We start from the raw sequence: 18,255 nt of genomic DNA, 5'->3' as shown, positions 1-18,255 counted from the left end.
GCGAGAGCTTCCATGCCAATCGATATTGCTGAACAACCGGCCTTGTACCGTGACGCGGCGGCGCCTATTGCCGAGCGCGTAGCCGATCTGCTTGCGCGCATGACGCTGCGGGAAAAAATCGCGCAGTTGCACGCGGGGTGGCTGAAGCTGTCGGCCGACGGCAACCACAGATGGCGGCTCGCCGATTTTGCTCAGCGCGAAACGGACATTACCGTCGATCAGTTGCTCGAGCATGGCCTTGGGCAAATCACGCGGCCGCTCGGCACGCACACAGTCGAGGCGCACGAGGGCGTTCGAGCGTTCAACGCCTTGCAGCGCAGGATGGTCGAAGAGACGCGCCTCGGTATTCCCGTGATGTCCCATGAGGAATGTCTCGTCGGACTCATGATCGAGGGCGCGACGCTGTTTCCCGCGCCGCTCAACTATGCCGCGACGTGGGATGCCGATCTGATCGAGGAGGTGGGGCGCACGATCGGCGAACAAGCGCGATCGATCGGTTGTCATCAAGGCCTCGCGCCCGTGCTCGATGTCTCGCGCGATCCTCGTTGGGGGCGTACGGAAGAAACGTTTGGCGAGGATCCTTATTTGGTCGGGGTCATGGCTACCCGGTACGTCTTGGGGCTCCAGGGCGAACGCCGGGATTTGCTCGCGACGCTGAAGCATTTTGCGGGGCACTCGGCAAGCGAGGGCGGCCGAAATCATGCGCCGGTTCACATCGGGCCGAGGGAATTCAACGATATCTTTCTTTTGCCGTTCGAAATGGCCGTGAAGCTGGCGAACGCCGGCGCGGTGATGCCCGCTTATCACGACATCGACGGTATTCCTTGCCATGCCGATCAGGTGCTGATCGAGGGTACGTTGCGCCGCAAATGGGGATTCGACGGACTCGTCGTGGCCGACTACGCCGGAGTCAATCTGCTCTACTCGCATCATGGCGTGGCGCCCGACGCGGCGAAAGCCGCGGCCTTGGCGTACAACGCCGGCCTCGACGTCGAACTGCCCGGACACGAATGCGCGCTGCATTTGGAAACCGCGATCGAGCGGGGCGACATCGATATGTCGGTCATCGACGCGGCCGTGTCTCGTGTGCTGACGGCGAAGTTCCGGCTTGGGTTATTCGAGCATCCCTATGCGGACCCGGACGGTGTCAACGTCAACAGCCCGCGCGCGACGGCCGTGGCGCGTCGCGCCGCCTTGGAGTCGATCATCCTGCTGAAAAACGACGCGGTGCTTCCGCTCGACGCCGGTGGCGAGGCGAGTATCGCGGTCATCGGCCCGACCGCCGACGACCCGCTCGCGCTGCTCGCGGGGTATAGCTTCCCCGTGCATTTGATTACGGCGGGCGAGCAAGCACGTTCGGCCGTCAAGACACCGTTGCAAGCATTCAAGGAGCGGTACGGAAGCGATCGTGTCGCGTACGCGAAAGGGTGCGACATCATTCGCGAACGCCGCGCCGGCACGCCCGTATATCCGGGAGACGTGGACATGGCGCGTGCTGTCGGCGAGAACCGGCCGACGCCGGTCAGCCGCGACGTCGGCCAGATCGACGAGGCGGTTCGCGTTGCGCGCTCGGCCGACGTGGCGTTTGTCTTCGTCGGCGATTTGTCTGGCCTGTTTCAATCGGGTACGGTGGGCGAGGGCTCCGATACCGATAGTCTCGACTTGCCTGGCGTACAGCAGGCGTTATTGAGCGCCGTCGTGGCGAGCGGCACGCCGGCGGTCGTCGTGCAAACGGGCGGGCGTCCATATAACCTGGGCGGTCTGGAAGATTCCGTCGCCGCCCATATTCTCGCCTTTTCTCCGGGCGAAGGCGGCGCCGATGCGCTCGTGCAATTGATCTCGGGCGCGGCCAATTTTAGCGGCAGGCTGCCCTTGTCGATTCCGAAGAATGTCGGCGCGGTGCCCTACGTCTATAACCACAAGCTCAAAAGCGCGGGTACGCCGATCGCTTATCACTTCGGGTCGCGCTACCCGTTCGGGTTCGGCCTCGGTTACACGCGATTCGAATACGGTGCGCTACAGTGGATCAAGCAGCGCGCGGATATCGGCGACGGACAATTCGAATTTACGTTCGAGGTCGGCAACGCGGGAGCCCATGACGGGATCGAGGTGGTTCAGATCTACGTGGCGGATCGCGTTGCATCGGTCGTGCGGCCCGTGCGAGAGCTGAAGGGTTTTCAGCGCGTGTTCGTTCCCGCGGGCGCGCGCCGTACCGTCCATGTCACATTGCCGGTGGACATGCTCAACTTCACGGATGGTCGAGGCGAGCGCATCGTGGAGCCCGGCGAGTTCCAGATCATGATCGGCAGTTCGAGCCGGGACATTCACTTGAGCGGCACGGTCGTGGTTGCCGGTAACGCCACACGCACGCTCGAACGTCACTGGCGGTTGCTCTGCGACGTGTCGGTGAAGGACGATGTCGGTCGCCCTTGACCACGGCTGATTGGGGCGTCGCTCACCTTCGGCCGATCGCCGGCGCAGGGGCATCCACACGCATCGAGCCGGTGCGTTGCGCCTCGCCGCCGGCCTCGCTCGCGATCTCCTCGAGCGAACGCCCGTTCGTGCGCGGACCGAACAGTCCGATCGATACGATCACGACGGCCATGCTGCCCGCGATCAGTGCGAATACCGCCGCGGGGCCACCGTGCTGAAGTAAGAGGGCAACGAGGAAACTGCTCGCGATACCGGTCAGCCGGCCGATCGAATGGACGAAGCCCAACGCCTTGCTGCGAATTGGCGTGGGGAAAATTTCGGCCTGATACGCCGTTGCATTGCCGGCCATGACGGCGCTGCAAAGCGTCACGAGCAAGCCGAACACGACGGCGAACGGCGAGTGCCCGGCCATGGCGAACGCTGTGCCGAAGAGCGCGACGCCCAGAGCGCACGCCGAGATGAGCCATTTGCGTTCGATGCGATCCGCGAGTCCGGCGGCGATATACGGAGACACCGGGTAGGCGAAGGCGATAAGAAAAGCGTACCAAAGACTCTTCGTGATCGCGGCGCCTTGGGCGACGAGCAGCGTCGGCAGCCATTGGCTAAAGCCAAAAAAGCCGATGCTCAGGAATGCGTTGAACGCGATGAGCATCCATGTGCGGCGCCGATACGCACTGTCCCACATCGACGGCGTCCGTGCCGTCGCACCCGCGGGCGCCGGTGCTTCGATTTCATGTATCGGCGGCAGCGGCCGCCCGTATTCGCGTTCGACGCGCTGCTCGATCGATAGCAGCGTGGCTTGCGCTTCTTGCTCGCGCCCGCGCGTGGCGAGCCAGCGCGGCGACTCGGGCAGCTTCGCTTGCAGCCAGACGGCTACGATGGCACCCGAGCCGCCGAGCAGCACGACCCAGCGCCAACCCGAGAACCCCAACGGAGCGTAGGGGATCAACTGCCAGGAGGCAAACGCCAGCACGGGCATCGCGAGGTAGCCCACCGAGAAACACAGGGCGAACGCTCGGCCGCGAACGGCCTTGGGCACGAGCTCGGTCAGGAACGCGCCTATCGTGATCAACTCGGCACCCACGCCGCATCCGGCGATCAGGCGGCAGACGCAAATGCCGATCGCCGTGTGCTGCCAGCACATCGACAGGCTGGCCGCCGTATAGAGGACGAGCGAGCTCGTGAACAGAATCCGCCGTCCGACGAGATCGGCGAAGCGCGATAGGAAGATCTCGCCGATGAACAGTCCCGCGAACGTCGCCGCGCCCAGCGCCCCTTGATCGGACATGCCGAGCAGGCCCTTGGCGCCGGCATGAAAGATGCCGTCGCGCACCAGCCCCGGTGGCAGGTAAGTCATCTGGAACAAGTCATAGACTTCGAAAAAGCCGCCGACGCTGAGCAGCAGGACGATGTGCCAAACCGTGCGAGTGGGCGGCAAACGATCGATGCGTGCCGTGATCGACGACACCTGGGACGAGGACATCGGGGTCTCCTAATAAGTCGTTGTTCTGTCAGACTGTCGCGATGGGATTGACGGGCGAACCCACGAGCCCGCGCAGATAAAGCGGTGGCGCGGTCAGCAGGAAGCGCGAGCGTTCATGCCGCGCGAGCCAAGCCGCGAGCGGCGTCAAATGCCAAAGCTCGCCCAGATGAATGCCGAGCTTGAAGAGGCACAGCTCATGCAGCGGCATGATGGGGCCGGGGCGAGTGCGATCCGCTACTTGCTGCGGCCGTTCTTCCACCGCGTGGTTGTCGGCGGCGAGGGCCGCGAGGCCCGATTCGTCGATCCATCGAAGCAGGCGGTCGTCGTCGCCGTCGAGCACGCAACAGATGTTCGACGCGGATGGCGCCTCGCTCGTCAGTAAACGGTCGGCAAAACCGGTATGGATACAGACGATATCGCCGCGCTCGACTTGAACGCCGTCGGCATCCAGTGTGCGCATCCAGTCGTCATAGCCGATCTTGCGGCGCTCGTCGCCGAAACGGCGGCGCAGATCCACCATGACGCCCCGCCCTTGCACGCCGGTTTGCGCCATCACTTCGATGCCTAGGGCCTGCGCACCGCCGGCGGCGGCGCCATCCTCGGGCACGCGTACGTGTTCGTCCATGCGATAGCCGTTGTAGAAGACGCGCTCGGCGTGGCCGTCGCCGTCGGCGTCGAATAGCGAGCCGACGTGCGAGAGGGCATCCCATTGGGTCGAGAACTGCGAGTGCATGCAGAAGGCGTCGTCGCAGACGACGTCGGTCGCTCCGCGCACTCGCTCATCGGCGCGATAGCCGAAGTATGGTTTGCCCTCGAGCGATGCCGGCCAGACGGCAGGAGGGCGCCGGCGAGCATTCAAGCCGCCGCCTCGCGGCACGTCGAGCGGCAGGCTCAATGAAAAGACGAGGCCCTCTCGAACTTCGGCCACAGCTTGCCGCACATGTTCCGGCGTCAGCCAATTCAAGCGGCCCTTTTGATCGTCAGCGCCGAAATCGCCCCAATTCGATCCGGGCGGACGGCGAATCCAACGTGGATTCATGCGCTCTGTCTCCTTGTCATGGCGGCCGGCGGCGCAAGCGCGGGCCGCTTGTCGGATATCGGCCCGCTATTCGTTGCCCGGGCCGACGATGATGCCTCTCTGCGTCAAGGCCGCATATTCGCTCTCGCCGACCAACGGCATCAGTACCTCGCGATTGTGTTCGCCGAGCGAGGGGGCGGGGCGTCGAAATACGCCCGGCGTGCCCGAGAGCCGAGGCACGATGTTGTGCATCGGTAAGCTGCCGGCGTCGTCGTCGGGGAGTTCGACGAGTACTTCCCGTTCGATCACGTAGGAGTCCTGTACGATCTGCGCGACATCGTTGATCGGGCCGACGGTCACGCCGGCCGACTCGAAAAACGCGAGGTTCTCGTCTAGATCGCGTTCGGCAATGAAAGAGCCCACAATGGCGTCGAGCTCGCCGGCATGTTTGACGCGCTCGACGTTGGTCGCATAGCGCGGATCGTCGATCAGATCGGCGCGCCCAATGGCCCGAAAGAGGCGCTCGGCCATCGTTTGCGTCGAACTCGACAGACAGAGCCACTTGCCGTCGCGCGTCCGATACGCGTTGCGCGGTGCCGTATTCGTGGAGCGGCTGCCCGTGCGCGGTTTGATCTTGCCGGTCATGGCGTAGTTGGCGGCGAGCGGGCCGAGAATCGAAAACATCGGTTCGAACAAGGACACGTCGATCACTTGGCCGGGGGCGTCGCGCCGGGTGCGGGCGAGTAGAGCGACGAGTACCGCGATCGCGCCTGAGAGGCCCGCCGTCATGTCGCCGAGGAAGATCGGGGGCAAGACAGGCTCGCGATCGGCGAACCCGTTGATGGCGGCGAAGCCGGAATAGCCCTCCGCCAGCGTGCCGAAGCCGGGTTTGTGCCGATAGGGGCCCGTTTGTCCCCAGCCCGAAATGCGTGCGATGACGAGTTGCGGACGGATGCCGTGCAGCACATCCGGTGCAAGGCCCATTTGTTCGAGTACGCCCGGCTTGAAGCTTTCGATGAAGACGTCGGCTTGCGCAACGAGCTTGCGGACGAGTTCGATTCCTTCGGCGCAATGCAAATCGACGCACACGCTACGCTTGTTACGTCCGTAGACCTTCCAGTTCGTGCTGATGCCCCCCGCGCCGACCGCCCGCAGCGTATCGCCGCGCTCGTTCTCGACTTTAATGACGTCGGCGCCGAAATCGGCGAGCTGCAGGCTTAACATGTTGCCGGCCATGAGACGGGACAGATCGACCACACGTATGCCTTCGAGCGGACCACGCGACGCGCTGTCGAAGGTTTTTTGATGGATGGCGCCAGTGCTTCCCCGCCGCACGGCGCGAGCGCCCTCGGTGGGTATGTGTGCTACGGACATCCTTTGTCTCCTGGTGTGCGTGGCCGGTAGCCGGCCACGTTGGGCTGCGTTAGGCCGGGTTAGTCGTTGAGGGCGCTGTCGATGGCGGCTTGGGAGAGGTTCGAGAAGCCGCCCGGCAGATCGCCGCCTAGGTCGTGCGTCAATTGAGCGGCGGCCGCTTGCACGCGCGGCAGGTAATCGGCCAAGACCTTTTTGTTGAAGCGGTAACGCGGCACGCCGAGCGAAATGGCGCCGCTGAGCAACCGCCCGACACCGAACACGGGGCAGGCGATCGCGGCGCTTTCGGGTTCGCGCTCGCCGATCGATACGGCGTATCCGAGTTCCGCCACTTTGTCGTAGTCGTTACCGCGCGTTCCCGAAAACGCCAGTAGGACACGGCCCGCGGCGCCCACATCGAGCGGGAAGCGATCGCCCTCGCGTAAGTGCGTATGAACGGCACGGCGCGCGTAGAAGCGAAACAGACACACGCGTTCGTCCCCTTCGCGCACGTAGTAGGCCGCAGTCTCGCCGGTTTCATCAGTCAGTTTGCGCAGGATGGGAACGGCGTATTCGCGCAACTGGAAGGACTCCCGATACATGATGCCGAGGTGAAAACTGGCGGGGCCGAGCACATAGCGGCCGTCGGGCAAGCGTTTGATGAAGCGGAACGTTTCGAGCGATTCGAACAGCCGGAGCAAGGTGCTCATGTTCAGGCCGGTGGCCTCGCTCACTTGCGCGAGCATGAGCCCGTTCGGTGCGTCGGCGAAGGCGAGCAGCGCCGTCAGGGCACGATTGACGGCGGCGACGCCGCCGTCGGCTTGAGCATTCATCTGAACCTCTACTTGAACTGTGGCAAACCGGGCACCCCGTTCGACGCGATGCTGCCATCGTCGCGGCCTGCTCCTTGGAAAAAACAAAAGTCGCTTTCATTTTTATCCGTTGACTTCCCCATGTCAACACGTTTTGGTTTTCGCAAGCCGATAGTAAGGAGAACTGACCGGCCCATGGTGCAAAGCAGAACGGGTTAACGATAGTTTGACCGTCGTGGGTATGTGGCAACAAAATGAAAGTCACTTTCATTTTAGGAATCCGGTGATCGAGATGAATGAAGGCTTGTCGTTTGCTCCCTGGCGCTCGTTGCTCTACGTGCCCGCGCATATCAGCCGCTATGCCGATAGTGCTTGCCGTTCGAGCGCTGATGCGGCGTTGCTCGATCTAGAGGACAGCGTGCCTCCCGAATCGAAGCACGATGCGCGCGCGATGCTGCCCGCCTCGGCGCACCGGATAGCGGCGGCGGGGCTTGCCGTGCTGGTGCGCGTGAACGCGCCCTTGCGATGGATGGTGGACGATTTGCGGGCCGCGGTCGGAGCCGGGGTGACGGGCGTGGTGGTGCCGAAGGTACTCGGCGCATCGCATCTGATGGCGATCGACGAATGCTTGGAGATGCTGGAGCTGGAGCATGGCCGGGAGCGCGGCGCCACCCGATTGATCGCGACGATCGAGACACCTCAGGCGTTCGGGTGTATGGATCGAATCGCGCGCGCGTCGCCGCGACTCGTCGGAATGATGCTCGGCGGCGGTGACTTCGCGGTCACTTGCGGCAGCCACGCCAACGCGAACGTATTGCGCGTTCCGAAGCAACTGCTGGTCATTGCGGCCGCGGCGGCCGGCGTATGGCCGCTCGGGCTGATGGGGACGCCGGATGATCTAGGCGACCTCGAGGGATTCGAGCGGATGGCGCGCGAATCGGCGGAGTTCGGGTTCGTCGGGGCGACGTGCATTCATCCGAAGCAGGTCGGCGCGCTCAACCGGGCGTTCTCTCCTTCCGAGGCGGAGGTCGCCCGCGCGCGCCGTATCGTCGATGCATACGCGGCCGCGCGCGGTGCCGGACGCGGCGCGGCTGCGTTCGAGGGAAAGATGATCGATTTGCCTGTGCTCGCACAGGCGCGCCGCATCATCGAACGCGACGCCGCGTTGCGCCAGCGCTCGGGCGGCGCGGCATAGCCACGGAACGGCCGGGTGCCGGCCGGCCCGAGACACACATAAAACGATAAGGACTACTAAGGAGACGGTGACACATGAAGAAGCAATGGCTAGCAGCATGCGGCGTGGGATTGGCATCGGCTGGTGCGAGCGCGCAGACGAACGTGACGCTATACGGCGTGGCCGACATCTATACCGAGGTTGTGACTCATCAACAAACGCCGGCTCAGGGTTCGGGCACGCTGGTTCGCATGGGGTCGGGCGGCAGAAGCGGCTCGCGTTGGGGTATCAAAGCGGCGGAGGAGTTAGGGGACGGCTGGCGTGCCGATGTGCGCCTGGAGAGTTCGATTCTGATGAACAACGGCAGGGGCGTGGGGACCGGGGGTTTCGATCGCGGCGCGTGGCTCGGGCTCAGCCGGCAGGGGTGGGGTGGGGTGCGCTTCGGGCGTCAATACACGTCGCTGTTCGATATCTTCGAGCACTACTCGGTCACCGACGGCTACTCGACGCTGTATGAGCCCGACGGCGCGATCGTGGGCCTGAATTTCCGCGAGAACAACATGGTGAAGTATTACGCGGACTTCGGCCGGCTCTCGCTGCGCGCGCATTATTCGTTCGGCGGCACGCCCGGTGCGTTCAGCGCCGGTGCCGGATCGGGGTTCGGCTTCGAATACGCCGGCGGTTTGGTGGGCATTGCCGCCGGTTATGACGACGTCAACGGCGCGGTGCCGAACGTGACGCATTTTCGACGCTATGCGATTGCGGCGGCGATCCATCCCGGGCCGGCTACGTTCATCGCGGGGTTCGAACATGGGAGCGCGAACGTGACGACGCCCGGCGTCGTGACGCGATTCGATTTTTACTGGGCCGGCGTACGGTATCGGGTGACACCGGCCCTGCAAGCCATCGGTGCTTTCTATTATGAGAATGTCGTGTTGCAAAACCCGAGTCCGGGAACCGCTTCCGCCGGCCCGTCGAATCCGAAGCAGGTCACGCTGGAAATGGACTACTCGCTGTCGAAGTCGGCGTTGCTATATGTAGCCGCGGGCTATGCGTGGCGCGCGGCGCTCGACTTCGATAACTACAACTACAACTTTCTAGGGTATTCGCTCGCGAGCGGGCGAAGCGGCAGCGCCGGCGTGGCGCTCGGAATGCGCAAGCAGTTTTAGGATTGGCCTCATGTAGCCGCGGCCACGTCGTACAGCTTCGGATCATCCGCCGGCACGGACGATGGCCTATCGGCCGGCCACCGATGCGAGGCATCGAGCGCGGCCGCGCATTCGGTCATCCGCGTGCGCAGCCACCGATGTGCCGCGCTCGTATCGTGCCTCGGGTGCCAGTAAAGCGACCATGTCAGCGGCTCGAGCGGAAGCGGCAACGGCGCGATCGTGAACCGGCCGGGTTCCAGCGTCATCGCATGACGCGCCGACATGATCACCGCGACAGGCAGCGCGATCAGCATATCGGGCACGACGAGCCAATGGGGTACCGTTAGAACGACGCGCCGTGTGCAATCGATTTCCGCCAGGAGGTCATCGACGATTCCACCCGCGGTGCGGTTCGGCGAAACATCCAAAAAGTCCAGTGCGAGGAATCGATCGAGCGAAAGCGGCTGATTCGCGTCCGCATGCAACCGGCTCATCACGCAAACCATATCGTCCTGCAACAGCACCTGCGAACGTAGCGATCCGTCATCGAGGCGCCGTGCGCTGAGCGCGATGTCGATCGCTCCTTCGTGGAGTCCTTCCACGGTTTGCGCGGCCCCTAGATGAAGGATATTGAGCGTCACCCGCGGCGCGCTGGTCCGAACGGACCGAGACAGCGCCGGCAAAAACAGCAGCTCGGTCAAGTCGGACATCCTCAGCGCGAATTGCCGTTCCGATTCAAGCGGATCGAACGATTGCTCCGATGCAAGCAACGTTTCGATTTGCTGAAGGATCTGCCGGAGCGCCGGCGCCAACGCCTTGGCGCGGGACGTCAATTCCATCCCGGAAGCCGCACGTACGAGGATCTCATCCTTGAACATATGGCGCAGCCGGCCGAGCGCGTTACTAACGGCCGGCTGCGTCAACCCGATTTTTCTGCCGGCCCGCGTGACGTGCTTCTCGGCGAGCAACGCATCGAGCGTAACGAGCAAATTCAAATCGACTGAACGAAGATTCATGGCGCCCACCCTATGCTCACTGAGTAGTGGTGAAAGGCCGGAAACGGATACTGTGATTCGTCCGACCTCGAGGGAACACGACCCCTCATCTTCATCAATGACCTTAGCAAGGTCCAGTATTGACACTTCAATAATGAAAGCGTATGCGGCGGTGCAATATGCTGTTTGGGTTTATTCTCCTCATGCCGCTTCGGGCTGTTTCTCGGGCAAGGCCGCCTGAAATGCAGGCTGCTCAAGACAGCGGCCCACAATTTGGCCAACGAGTTCTAGGTCATCGATAGCAACGCCATAGTGGATAGCGCTGGCAAGCTGCGGCACGAGGAATACGTCGGCGAGCGATATCTCGTCGCCGCAGCAATAGCGGCCAGTGTGACCGCCGCGCTTCAGGCTCGCCTCGATCGCAAGGAGTCCCTCGCGTATCCAGTGTTGACCCCACGCCCGGCGCGCTTGCGCATCGGCATCGAACGCTCGCTCGAGATACCGCGACACGCGAATCGCATGTAGCGGGTGAATGTCGCTGGCCATCGCGGCGGCCAAAGCACGCACGTAAGCGCGCTTCGATGGACTGGCCGGCAGAAGCGGCGGCGCGGGCCGCAAGTCTTCGAGGTACTCGCAGATCGCCAAGGATTGTGTGATCCGTTCGCCGTCGTCCGTGACCAGAACGGGCAGCATTCTCTGCGGATTGATCTCCGCGAAGGCCGGGGCCTGGTGTTCGCCCTCGCCTTGTAGCAGATTGATAGGGATCGTCTCACATGTTAGGCCTTTCAGCGCCAATGCGATTCGAACACGAAAGCACGCGGTGGATCTGAAGAACGAATAGAGTCGCATCATGCGTCTCCTAGGTAAGGTCACGCATCGGCGTAAGTCAATTCGATCGATTGACGCTCGTCGGCTCGCGCGAGGTTGCCCAGCGCCGCGCAATGCGGCAAGTTCTGCAGCGCGAATAGATCGAGCGGGGCCGTACCGGCGCGATTGTCGACGGCATGCGGATGCCATGCCGGCACGAATAACCAGTCTCCCGCCGTGACTTGCACGCGGTTCGATTCATCTCCCAGAATAACGTGGCCGCTCCCGCCTGCGACGTGATACAGGTGCCAAAACGAGTGGCGATGCAGCCCCGCGCGCATACCGGCTTCGACGCGCTGCGCCGTAAGCGATATGCCGGGCACGATCTCGGTCGCGTTACCTGCCGCGCCGCGGGTGAAGGCGACGGCGCCGCGCGCGTCAGCGGGCTGGCGCGCGGCGGCACGCCAAATATCGGCGCCGTGCCAAACGGCAGGCTGCTCGCTCGGCAAACGCGAACCTTCCAGATAAGCGGAGAATGAAATGAATGCGCCAAGGGGAATGGCCATGTGAGCGGCTCCTGTCTATTCGATGCGCGACCTGTCGTCGGCGTGGATTTGCCTCGCCATGCTGTTCGGGCGAGCGTGCGTTCAGCTATCGAGCACCGCCTCGCTGGCTTGCGGCGGGCTTTGCGGGATGCTATCCGCCCCGAGCGAAGCGAATAGCCCTTGCACGCAGATCTCGGCATCGATGGTTAGACGAGATTTCCTGCCGGGCCGCGGCAGCTCCTGCGTGTAATAGTGGGGGCCTTCGACGGGATAGCCGATCGCCCATACGCGATCGTTCACGAGTCCGTCGCGGCCGACCACTTGATATGTAGGCGCGATGTCGATCCCTCCGGGGTGGTAGTCGCCGTTCTCGAAAGCGCGAATAAGTCCGCGCGTCATCAGATTGGCTACTAACGGCGATCGATCCGTCAGCGGGCTGAATACGTCGATACGCGATACGACGAGCACGTCGGCGTGCCGCCGCTCCTTGCGCCCTCCGAAGACGCTCTCGATCGCGAAGCGCGCTTGGTCCGGATCGTGAACGACGGCTGCTCCCGGCCCGCCGGCCAGATCGACGAACCCTTGGTCCAGTAGTGCGAGCAACTCCAGGTTGCGCCGCTTCGGCGGTCCGAACACGATTCGGTTGAGCGTGTTGACGAATACTTCGGAAAAGACCTTGTTCGATTCGGGCGTGAAGCCGGCGTACTCGGCGGCGTTGCGGAACTGTTCGCGTAAGTCGCGCAGAACGTCGGTCGCCGCTTTGACCGGGCTCTTGACGTTGCCTTTGTCCACCTCGGCAAGGTCGTCGAGCAGGAATTGACGAAAGAACCGTCGGAACGCGTCGAGATCGTCGAACTGACGCGTTCCGACAGGATCCAATATTGCTTCGATCGCGGCGCGAGCCTGCGCGTTCCATTCGAACGTGTCGTCGGCGCCATCCGCGTGCAGCGCGCAATGCCGGGCATAAGCCATATCGGCCATGATCAGCGGCATCGCCTCGTTCACGAAGTCGATTCGACCGTCGCCGCGTGTGGTCCGTGCGCGTTCGCGCAGTTGCGAGATGGCATTCATCGTGAAGAAGCGCGGGTTGTATCGTCCCGCGGGGCCCTTTTGATTGACCGCTCGCGCCGAAAACGGCAAACCGCTGCGGGAAAATAGCAACATGCGAGGCTCGCGACCCGAAGGCTCGTAACGCAGCTCGCCCGCTCGCCCGACGAATCGCCCGCCCCGGCCGACGGTCAAGTGCGATATGACGTCGTGTGCGGTGAGGCCGATGCCCTGGATCGCCACCGTGGCACCGGGCGAAATGCGGCCCAGCGCTTCGACCGGGTACGCCGATTCGAACAGGTCCAGTTTGTCGTTGCGGCGCCCGCACTCCTCTACGAAGCGCCGGTGCGCGGCATCGGTCGCGTCGCCCTTGCGTCTGCCGTGGCCCATCGCCAATATGACGTAATCGGTTTGGAACGAGCCGCCGCTGTCCAAATGTACCGTGTATCCGTGCGCGGTAGGGGTGAGGTCGTGAGCGCGCCGCCGCCGGTGGCTGACGGACACGTTCGGCGGCAACGCTCGCACGATGCGGTCGAACGCGTCCGAAAAGTAGCGTCCCAATAGATAACGCGGGAGGTAATGCTGCTCGCCTACGTCTTCGCCGTAGGGAGCGCCCACGGCATGGAAGGCGCCCTCGAAGTGCCGATAGCCTTCGGCCCTTGCCCATTCCAAGAAACTGCGCGGGGCGCTATCCAGTGCAAGGCTTTCCGGGGGAAAAATCGTGACCTGGCTCGCGAGGGTGTTGGTGAGCAGGTGCGGCGGTTGGGTATCGTAATGCGTGCCTTGACCGCATTCGCCGGGATCGACGATTTCGACGCGGATCGCTTGACGCCAACCCAGCGCACGTACGAAGTGTGCGAGACGTTCGAGAACGCTAACGCCGCGCGGGCCCATACCGATAATCGTGACCGTGATCGCACTCATTTTGCGCTCCTAATCATATTTGCACGGAAAGCGCCGTCTGGCCGTCGGTCCGCTCGGCGTGCGCGATCGGGGCCTCGTGGAGCAACGCCACGTCGCCGCTGGAGGGCCAAGTCGGGAAGGTCGTCAGGACGGCGGGATCGTGGCCGGGGATCACGTGCTCGGGGCCGTCCGCGAGCGCGTCGATGCGCGTGTATCCCTCGAGCATCAGCATGACGTCGGCGACGAGCGGGAACGGCTTGCGCGAGCGAATATTCGACCAGTAATGCGCGCCGTCGCTCGCGAGCACGATGTAACCACGCTTGGTGTGCACCCGGACGACCTGCTGGCCGAGCGTGTGCCCGCCGATCAAGTGTAGCGAGACGCCAGGCGCGAGCGTCTCGTCGCCGTCGTGGAACACGAGCCGTCCTTCGAAAAGATGTCGAACGGCCGTGATGACGTCGTACTTCTCGAACGGACGCCGCAGCAAGTCGTAACACATGCAGCGGCCGGTGCAGTACTGCATCTCCTTGTCCTGCACGTGAAAGCGCGCCTGCGGAAACGCATCCAGATTGCCCGCATGGTCGTAGTGCATATGCGTGATCACGACGTCCCGCACTTGCGAGGCGTCGATGCCGATCCCGGCCAGCGCGGCTATCGGCGAGCGAAGAAACGTGCGCTTGCGCTTGGCCGCCATTTCGGCCGTGAATCCGGTATCGACGACGATGACGCGCGCTTCGTCGCGTATGGCCCAGATGAAATAGTCCTGCGGCATCGGTCCATCGTGCTCGTCGTAGAACAAGTAGTTTTCGCGGGCCGTGCGGTCGGGCTGGACGGCATAGCGCAGTGCATACACTTCGTATTCCGGTGGAAACGTGGAATTCATCTGTCCGGGCCTCCTGAATGAGCGGGGGCGCGGCTTGGACGCCGCGCGGGCGCGCTAGCGCTTTTCGAATACGTAGAGGTACAGGCTGCTCGAGACTTTGAGCGAGCCGGTTCGTTCGCGATAGGCTTCGACGATCTCGCGTGCCGTGTCGCGCAGCGTATCGTTGCCCAGTTGCATGGCTACGTTTTTGTATCGCATGGTGTGCGTGTAGAAATTCATGACGCCGTCGACATCGGGGAACGTCATCGTTCCGTCGAACCAAGGTTTGCGAATCAAGCGCAGCGACTGCGGCGCATAGCGCATGATGTTCGCGTCGCAAAAACGGTTCGTCACCGGCGCCGTCAGCGCCGGATGATCGTGGGCGAAACCTAGCTTCAGCAGCGCGTGGTCTTGAAAGCGGTTGAGCTCGCTCATCCAGTCGAAATCGACCGTCAAAAGCGCGACGTGTCCGCCTTTCTTCGTGAAGTCGGCCAGTTTCTTGAACGCGCCGCCGATGTCGGGCACATGAAAGAGGACGAGGTTCGCCAGTACGAGATCGAAGCTTCCGTCGGAAAACGGTGCGTCCTCGATCGACGTTTGCACGAACTCGTGCTTGCCGGGCAGCGAGCCGAGCGCCTGGCGCGTGGCCTCCACCATCGGCTCGGCAATATCGATGGCCGTGACGTCGACCCGGCGCGCCCGCGCAATGGCGGTACTGAACCGGCCCAGCCCGCATCCGGCGTCGAGTAGATTTTCAAACGCGAGGTCCTGGAGTTGGGCCGCGTACCACTCGGAGATCGACTGCTGCGCCAATGACTCCCATGCATCCGAGCGAACGCGATAATCCTCTGTGGTTGCGTAGCTGTGTTTCACCAAATGCTGCTTGTTGAAATAGACGCTCATGTCCATCTGATCTCTCCTTGGATGGGGGTTAATGCACGGTTCATTGCCGTGCTGATCGACGTGAAAAAACGGTCATCGCATGATTCGTGGTGAATTTAGGCCGTTCGTGAAACTGTTGTTATATCTATTGGATATGCGTTAATAAAAACGGCTAATCATACGCGAACGATTATCTGTTCATATTAAGCCGTTATGCGAATGAAACTCACGGTTCGGTGATAAATAAAGCACGCCTCGGCATGCTGTCAAGATACTTTTTAAGGCCTTGACATTGGAGGAGGCTGTTCTAAAGTACACCGGCCGAACCGTCTAGATGAATTTTCATTTGTTTATATCATCATTAATGAATCAATATATAAAAATCTGTTAATAAACCGGAGCGTCTTATGGCTACTTATTTAAAATCGCAAGCGCTATTCCAGCGCGGGACGAAATCGATCCCCGATGGCGTTAATTCTCCGCTGCGGACCTTTAGACTGGTCGGCGGCGATCCGATCGTCGCTCGCGAAGCGCGCGGCTCGCGCATCGTCGATGCCGACGGCAACGAATACATCGATTTTTTGAATGGATTCGGGGCGTTGATTCTCGGCCACGCCCACCAAGAGGTGGTGGAGGCAATCAAGCGCCAAGCGTCGCTCGGTACGACGTACGGGCTTTCGACGCAGGCGGAGTACGAACTTGCGGAGCGCATCGTCGCGAGTACACCCGCACTCGAAGCGATTCGGTTCGTTTGCAGCGGCACCGAAGCGGTCATGACGGCCACTCGAATCGCGCGCAGCCACACGGGACGCGCCTTGATCGTGAAGTTTCGCGGCTCCTACCACGGGCACTCCGATGCGCTGCTTGCAAGCCCGCTCAATCTCGAGCGCGGCCAAGGCAGTTTGAAGACGGTGAGCCGAGGGATCGCCGATCATGCTAACCGCGACGTGCTGCTGGCCGACTACAACGACGTGGAAGAGGTCACGAACCTGTTTGCGGAGCATGGAGATGCGATTGCCGCTGTGCTCGTCGAGCCGCACTCGACCAACATGGGCTTCGTCAAATCGCGTCCCGAATTCATCAAGGCGTTGCGCGAACTCACGCATCAGTACGGCGCGCTGCTGATCTTCGACGAGGTGGTGTCAGGCTTTCGCTTTCGGTACGGCGGCGTTAGCCAGGCCTTCGGCATCGACCCCGATCTCACCACGTTCGGCAAGATCATCGGCGGCGGAACGCCGGTGGGCGCCTACGGCGGCAAAGCGCTCTATCTCTCGCACGTCGCGGTCGGCGGCGGCGTTTTTCAGTCGGGAACTTTCGCCGGCAATCCGCTGACGACGGCGGCCGGCATTGCGACATTGGATGTTATCTCGCGACCTGGCTTCTACGAACGGTTGGACAGTCTTGGCGCAGCGCTCGAACGGCGCCTTGCGGCGGGCTTCACCGAGCATGGAATCCGCTTTCACGTAAGCCGGGCGGGGTCGGTGCTGGGAATCGCCTTTCGCGACAGCGACGAGCCGTTGCGCAACTATCGCGACGTCAAGAGCCAGGATTACGAAGCATTTACGCGCGTGCATCGGCGCCTGCGCGACCGAGGCTTTTTGCTGGCTCCGTCGCTCGAGGAACCGATCTTTCTCTCGGCCGCGCATACCGAAAGCGACCTCGATCGCTTCGGCGATGCGGTCCTCGAATCGTTACGTGATCTGCGAAGTTTCGTCGAAAGCGAATAGCCGTTATTGATATTCCAAACCGTCGCGTGCCCGGCACGCATTCCGAGAGGTGCCGTATGTCTACCGTATTCCAAGCTTCCGAAAGTACGATCGAAGACGCCGTCAGCCGCTGGTATGGCAATGCGACGGTGCGTAACAGCCCGCGCGTTCTCGTACCCGCCAATATCGTCGAGGAGAACATTTTCCCGAAGTCGCGCCAACTGATCGCCGAACATCAGATCGTGACGTCGCTCGGCAGCGAGGCCGTCGCCTACGTGCTCGCACAGTCCACCTATAAGTATATGTACGAGATCGGTTTGCTCGAAACGCGGTTCGTCATCGATTGCGCGCTGAAAATCATCAACGGCGAAATCATTGCGCAAGCCGACGAGCAAACGCGCCGCGAAGCGATCACGATCGTGATCGACGAGGGCTATCACGCGTATGTGGCGCTCGATTTCATCATTCAATTGAAGGCCACCTCGGGTATCGAACCGCTGTCGGTCCCGCAAACCAACGGAAATCTCGACGCGGTGCGGCGTGGATATGCGGCGCTGCCGGAATCGATGCATGCTCCGTATCAGTTGCTGGCCACCTGTCTGGCCGAGCATACGTTGACTAAGGATCTGCTCAGTATCGGCCGTGAAAAAGAGGCGACGCGCACCTTTACGCAGGTAATGACCGACCATGTCTCGGACGAAGGCCGCCACGCGAACTATTTCGCCACGCTCGTGCGCGAACACTGGCGGACGCTGGACGTGGACACGCGCCGGCGGATCGGCACGTTGTTGCCGGCCTATCTCGACGATTATCTGGCAGCCGACTTCAGCCGGCGGTTCGATCGATCGGTCCTCGAGCAACTCGCGCTTTCGCCGGGCGAGATCGAAACGGTGCTCGGCGAAACGCAAACGCGGTATGTCGCGAATGCGAAAGACTATATCGACGTCACGCGCAAGAACCTCGTGAAGCTGCTCGAGCGTACCGGTGTGCTCGACGACGAAGCGGTCAGGGCGGCCTTCGCCCGGCATGACCAGGCACGCGTTTGAATAAGAAACCGGTGCGGCCGAGCGGGCCGGGCCGATCGCGGTTC

At 62.4% G+C, this 18,255-nt stretch carries 14 protein-coding genes and 1 pseudogene; 5 read left to right on the top strand and 10 right to left on the bottom strand.

Features of this window, described 5'->3' with window-relative positions; translation table 11 throughout:
- The first annotated feature begins 12 nt into the window (after positions 1-12).
- Positions 13-2,433, top strand: coding sequence for a glycoside hydrolase family 3 N-terminal domain-containing protein (locus tag DXT59_RS28905; protein WP_116141729.1), 2,421 nt, complete (start codon positions 13-15; stop codon positions 2,431-2,433).
- 22 nt (positions 2,434-2,455) lie between these two features.
- On the opposite strand, the gene DXT59_RS28900 is transcribed toward DXT59_RS28905, so the two are convergent.
- The 4 genes and pseudogenes from DXT59_RS28900 to DXT59_RS28885 form a co-directional block, all read right to left on the bottom strand.
- On the bottom strand, positions 2,456-3,916 hold the full coding sequence (locus DXT59_RS28900) for an MFS transporter (RefSeq protein WP_116141727.1): 1,461 nt from the start codon (positions 3,914-3,916) through the stop codon (positions 2,456-2,458).
- Between the two features lie 28 nt (positions 3,917-3,944).
- Positions 3,945-4,955, bottom strand: coding sequence for a cyclase family protein (locus tag DXT59_RS28895; protein WP_116141725.1), 1,011 nt, complete (start codon positions 4,953-4,955; stop codon positions 3,945-3,947).
- 66 nt (positions 4,956-5,021) lie between these two features.
- Positions 5,022-6,312 (bottom strand): annotated as a pseudogene (locus DXT59_RS28890) (CaiB/BaiF CoA transferase family protein); the annotation flags it as partial.
- A gap of 55 nt (positions 6,313-6,367) precedes the next feature.
- Positions 6,368-7,117, bottom strand: a complete 750-nt coding sequence (locus DXT59_RS28885) for an IclR family transcriptional regulator (RefSeq protein ID WP_116141721.1) — start codon at positions 7,115-7,117, stop codon at positions 6,368-6,370.
- Between the two features lie 271 nt (positions 7,118-7,388).
- Here DXT59_RS28885 and DXT59_RS28880 point away from each other — a divergent pair, with 271 nt between their 5' ends.
- The gene (locus DXT59_RS28880) at positions 7,389-8,291 is read left to right on the top strand and encodes an HpcH/HpaI aldolase/citrate lyase family protein (RefSeq protein ID WP_116142246.1); all 903 of its coding nucleotides are present in this window, start codon (positions 7,389-7,391) and stop codon (positions 8,289-8,291) included.
- A 74-nt stretch (positions 8,292-8,365) separates the two neighbouring features.
- Positions 8,366-9,439: a porin gene (locus tag DXT59_RS28875; RefSeq protein ID WP_116141719.1), complete on the top strand. Its 1,074-nt coding sequence runs from the start codon at positions 8,366-8,368 to the stop codon at positions 9,437-9,439.
- Between the two features lie 8 nt (positions 9,440-9,447).
- On the opposite strand, the gene DXT59_RS28870 is transcribed toward DXT59_RS28875, so the two are convergent.
- The 6 genes from DXT59_RS28870 to DXT59_RS28845 all read right to left on the bottom strand — a co-directional run bounded on the left by DXT59_RS28870 (position 9,448) and on the right by DXT59_RS28845 (position 15,486).
- Positions 9,448-10,434 (bottom strand): LysR family transcriptional regulator, encoded by a 987-nt coding sequence (locus DXT59_RS28870; RefSeq protein WP_116141717.1) that lies wholly within the window; start codon positions 10,432-10,434, stop codon positions 9,448-9,450.
- Between the two features lie 180 nt (positions 10,435-10,614).
- Entirely contained in the window at positions 10,615-11,265 is a 651-nt protein-coding gene (gene maiA / locus DXT59_RS28865; RefSeq protein ID WP_162878298.1) for a maleylacetoacetate isomerase, read from the bottom strand.
- A gap of 17 nt (positions 11,266-11,282) precedes the next feature.
- A complete protein-coding gene (locus tag DXT59_RS28860; RefSeq protein ID WP_116141712.1) occupies positions 11,283-11,786 on the bottom strand; it encodes a cupin domain-containing protein in 504 nt (167 codons plus the stop codon).
- A gap of 81 nt (positions 11,787-11,867) precedes the next feature.
- Positions 11,868-13,736, bottom strand: coding sequence for an FAD/NAD(P)-binding protein (locus DXT59_RS28855; RefSeq protein ID WP_205417493.1), 1,869 nt, complete (start codon positions 13,734-13,736; stop codon positions 11,868-11,870).
- A gap of 13 nt (positions 13,737-13,749) precedes the next feature.
- Complete coding sequence (locus DXT59_RS28850) at positions 13,750-14,598, bottom strand: N-acyl homoserine lactonase family protein (protein WP_116141709.1); 849 nt, start codon at positions 14,596-14,598, stop codon at positions 13,750-13,752.
- 54 nt (positions 14,599-14,652) lie between these two features.
- A complete protein-coding gene (locus DXT59_RS28845) occupies positions 14,653-15,486 on the bottom strand; it encodes a class I SAM-dependent methyltransferase (protein WP_116141707.1) in 834 nt (277 codons plus the stop codon).
- 380 nt (positions 15,487-15,866) lie between these two features.
- Here DXT59_RS28845 and DXT59_RS28840 point away from each other — a divergent pair, with 380 nt between their 5' ends.
- Together DXT59_RS28840 and DXT59_RS28835 are read left to right on the top strand one after the other, a co-directional pair.
- Entirely contained in the window at positions 15,867-17,186 is a 1,320-nt protein-coding gene (locus DXT59_RS28840) for an aspartate aminotransferase family protein (RefSeq protein WP_116141705.1), read from the top strand.
- 56 nt (positions 17,187-17,242) lie between these two features.
- Entirely contained in the window at positions 17,243-18,211 is a 969-nt protein-coding gene (locus tag DXT59_RS28835) for a diiron oxygenase (protein WP_116141703.1), read from the top strand.
- Positions 18,212-18,255: the final 44 nt, after the last annotated feature.

Source organism: Trinickia diaoshuihuensis, assembly GCF_003390925.1.
Taxonomy (GTDB): Bacteria; Pseudomonadota; Gammaproteobacteria; order Burkholderiales; family Burkholderiaceae; genus Trinickia; species Trinickia diaoshuihuensis.
Note: the sequence above shows the minus strand (reverse complement) of the source record. Positions and strands in the feature narration are given on the sequence as shown.

What these genes read in the sequence shown, in the direction of transcription:
- DXT59_RS28905 (WP_116141729.1), top strand. Translation starts at nt 13, where the DNA reads ATGCCAATCGATATTGCTGAACAACCGGCCTTGTACCGTGACGCGGCG.
- DXT59_RS28900 (WP_116141727.1), bottom strand. Translation starts at nt 3,916, where the DNA reads ATGTCCTCGTCCCAGGTGTCGTCGATCACGGCACGCATCGATCGTTTG.
- DXT59_RS28895 (WP_116141725.1), bottom strand. Translation starts at nt 4,955, where the DNA reads ATGAATCCACGTTGGATTCGCCGTCCGCCCGGATCGAATTGGGGCGAT.
- DXT59_RS28885 (WP_116141721.1), bottom strand. Translation starts at nt 7,117, where the DNA reads ATGAATGCTCAAGCCGACGGCGGCGTCGCCGCCGTCAATCGTGCCCTG.
- DXT59_RS28880 (WP_116142246.1), top strand. Translation starts at nt 7,389, where the DNA reads ATGAATGAAGGCTTGTCGTTTGCTCCCTGGCGCTCGTTGCTCTACGTG.
- DXT59_RS28875 (WP_116141719.1), top strand. Translation starts at nt 8,366, where the DNA reads ATGAAGAAGCAATGGCTAGCAGCATGCGGCGTGGGATTGGCATCGGCT.
- DXT59_RS28870 (WP_116141717.1), bottom strand. Translation starts at nt 10,434, where the DNA reads ATGAATCTTCGTTCAGTCGATTTGAATTTGCTCGTTACGCTCGATGCG.
- maiA (WP_162878298.1), bottom strand. Translation starts at nt 11,265, where the DNA reads ATGATGCGACTCTATTCGTTCTTCAGATCCACCGCGTGCTTTCGTGTT.
- DXT59_RS28860 (WP_116141712.1), bottom strand. Translation starts at nt 11,786, where the DNA reads ATGGCCATTCCCCTTGGCGCATTCATTTCATTCTCCGCTTATCTGGAA.
- DXT59_RS28855 (WP_205417493.1), bottom strand. Translation starts at nt 13,736, where the DNA reads ATGAGTGCGATCACGGTCACGATTATCGGTATGGGCCCGCGCGGCGTT.
- DXT59_RS28850 (WP_116141709.1), bottom strand. Translation starts at nt 14,598, where the DNA reads ATGAATTCCACGTTTCCACCGGAATACGAAGTGTATGCACTGCGCTAT.
- DXT59_RS28845 (WP_116141707.1), bottom strand. Translation starts at nt 15,486, where the DNA reads ATGGACATGAGCGTCTATTTCAACAAGCAGCATTTGGTGAAACACAGC.
- DXT59_RS28840 (WP_116141705.1), top strand. Translation starts at nt 15,867, where the DNA reads ATGGCTACTTATTTAAAATCGCAAGCGCTATTCCAGCGCGGGACGAAA.
- DXT59_RS28835 (WP_116141703.1), top strand. Translation starts at nt 17,243, where the DNA reads ATGTCTACCGTATTCCAAGCTTCCGAAAGTACGATCGAAGACGCCGTC.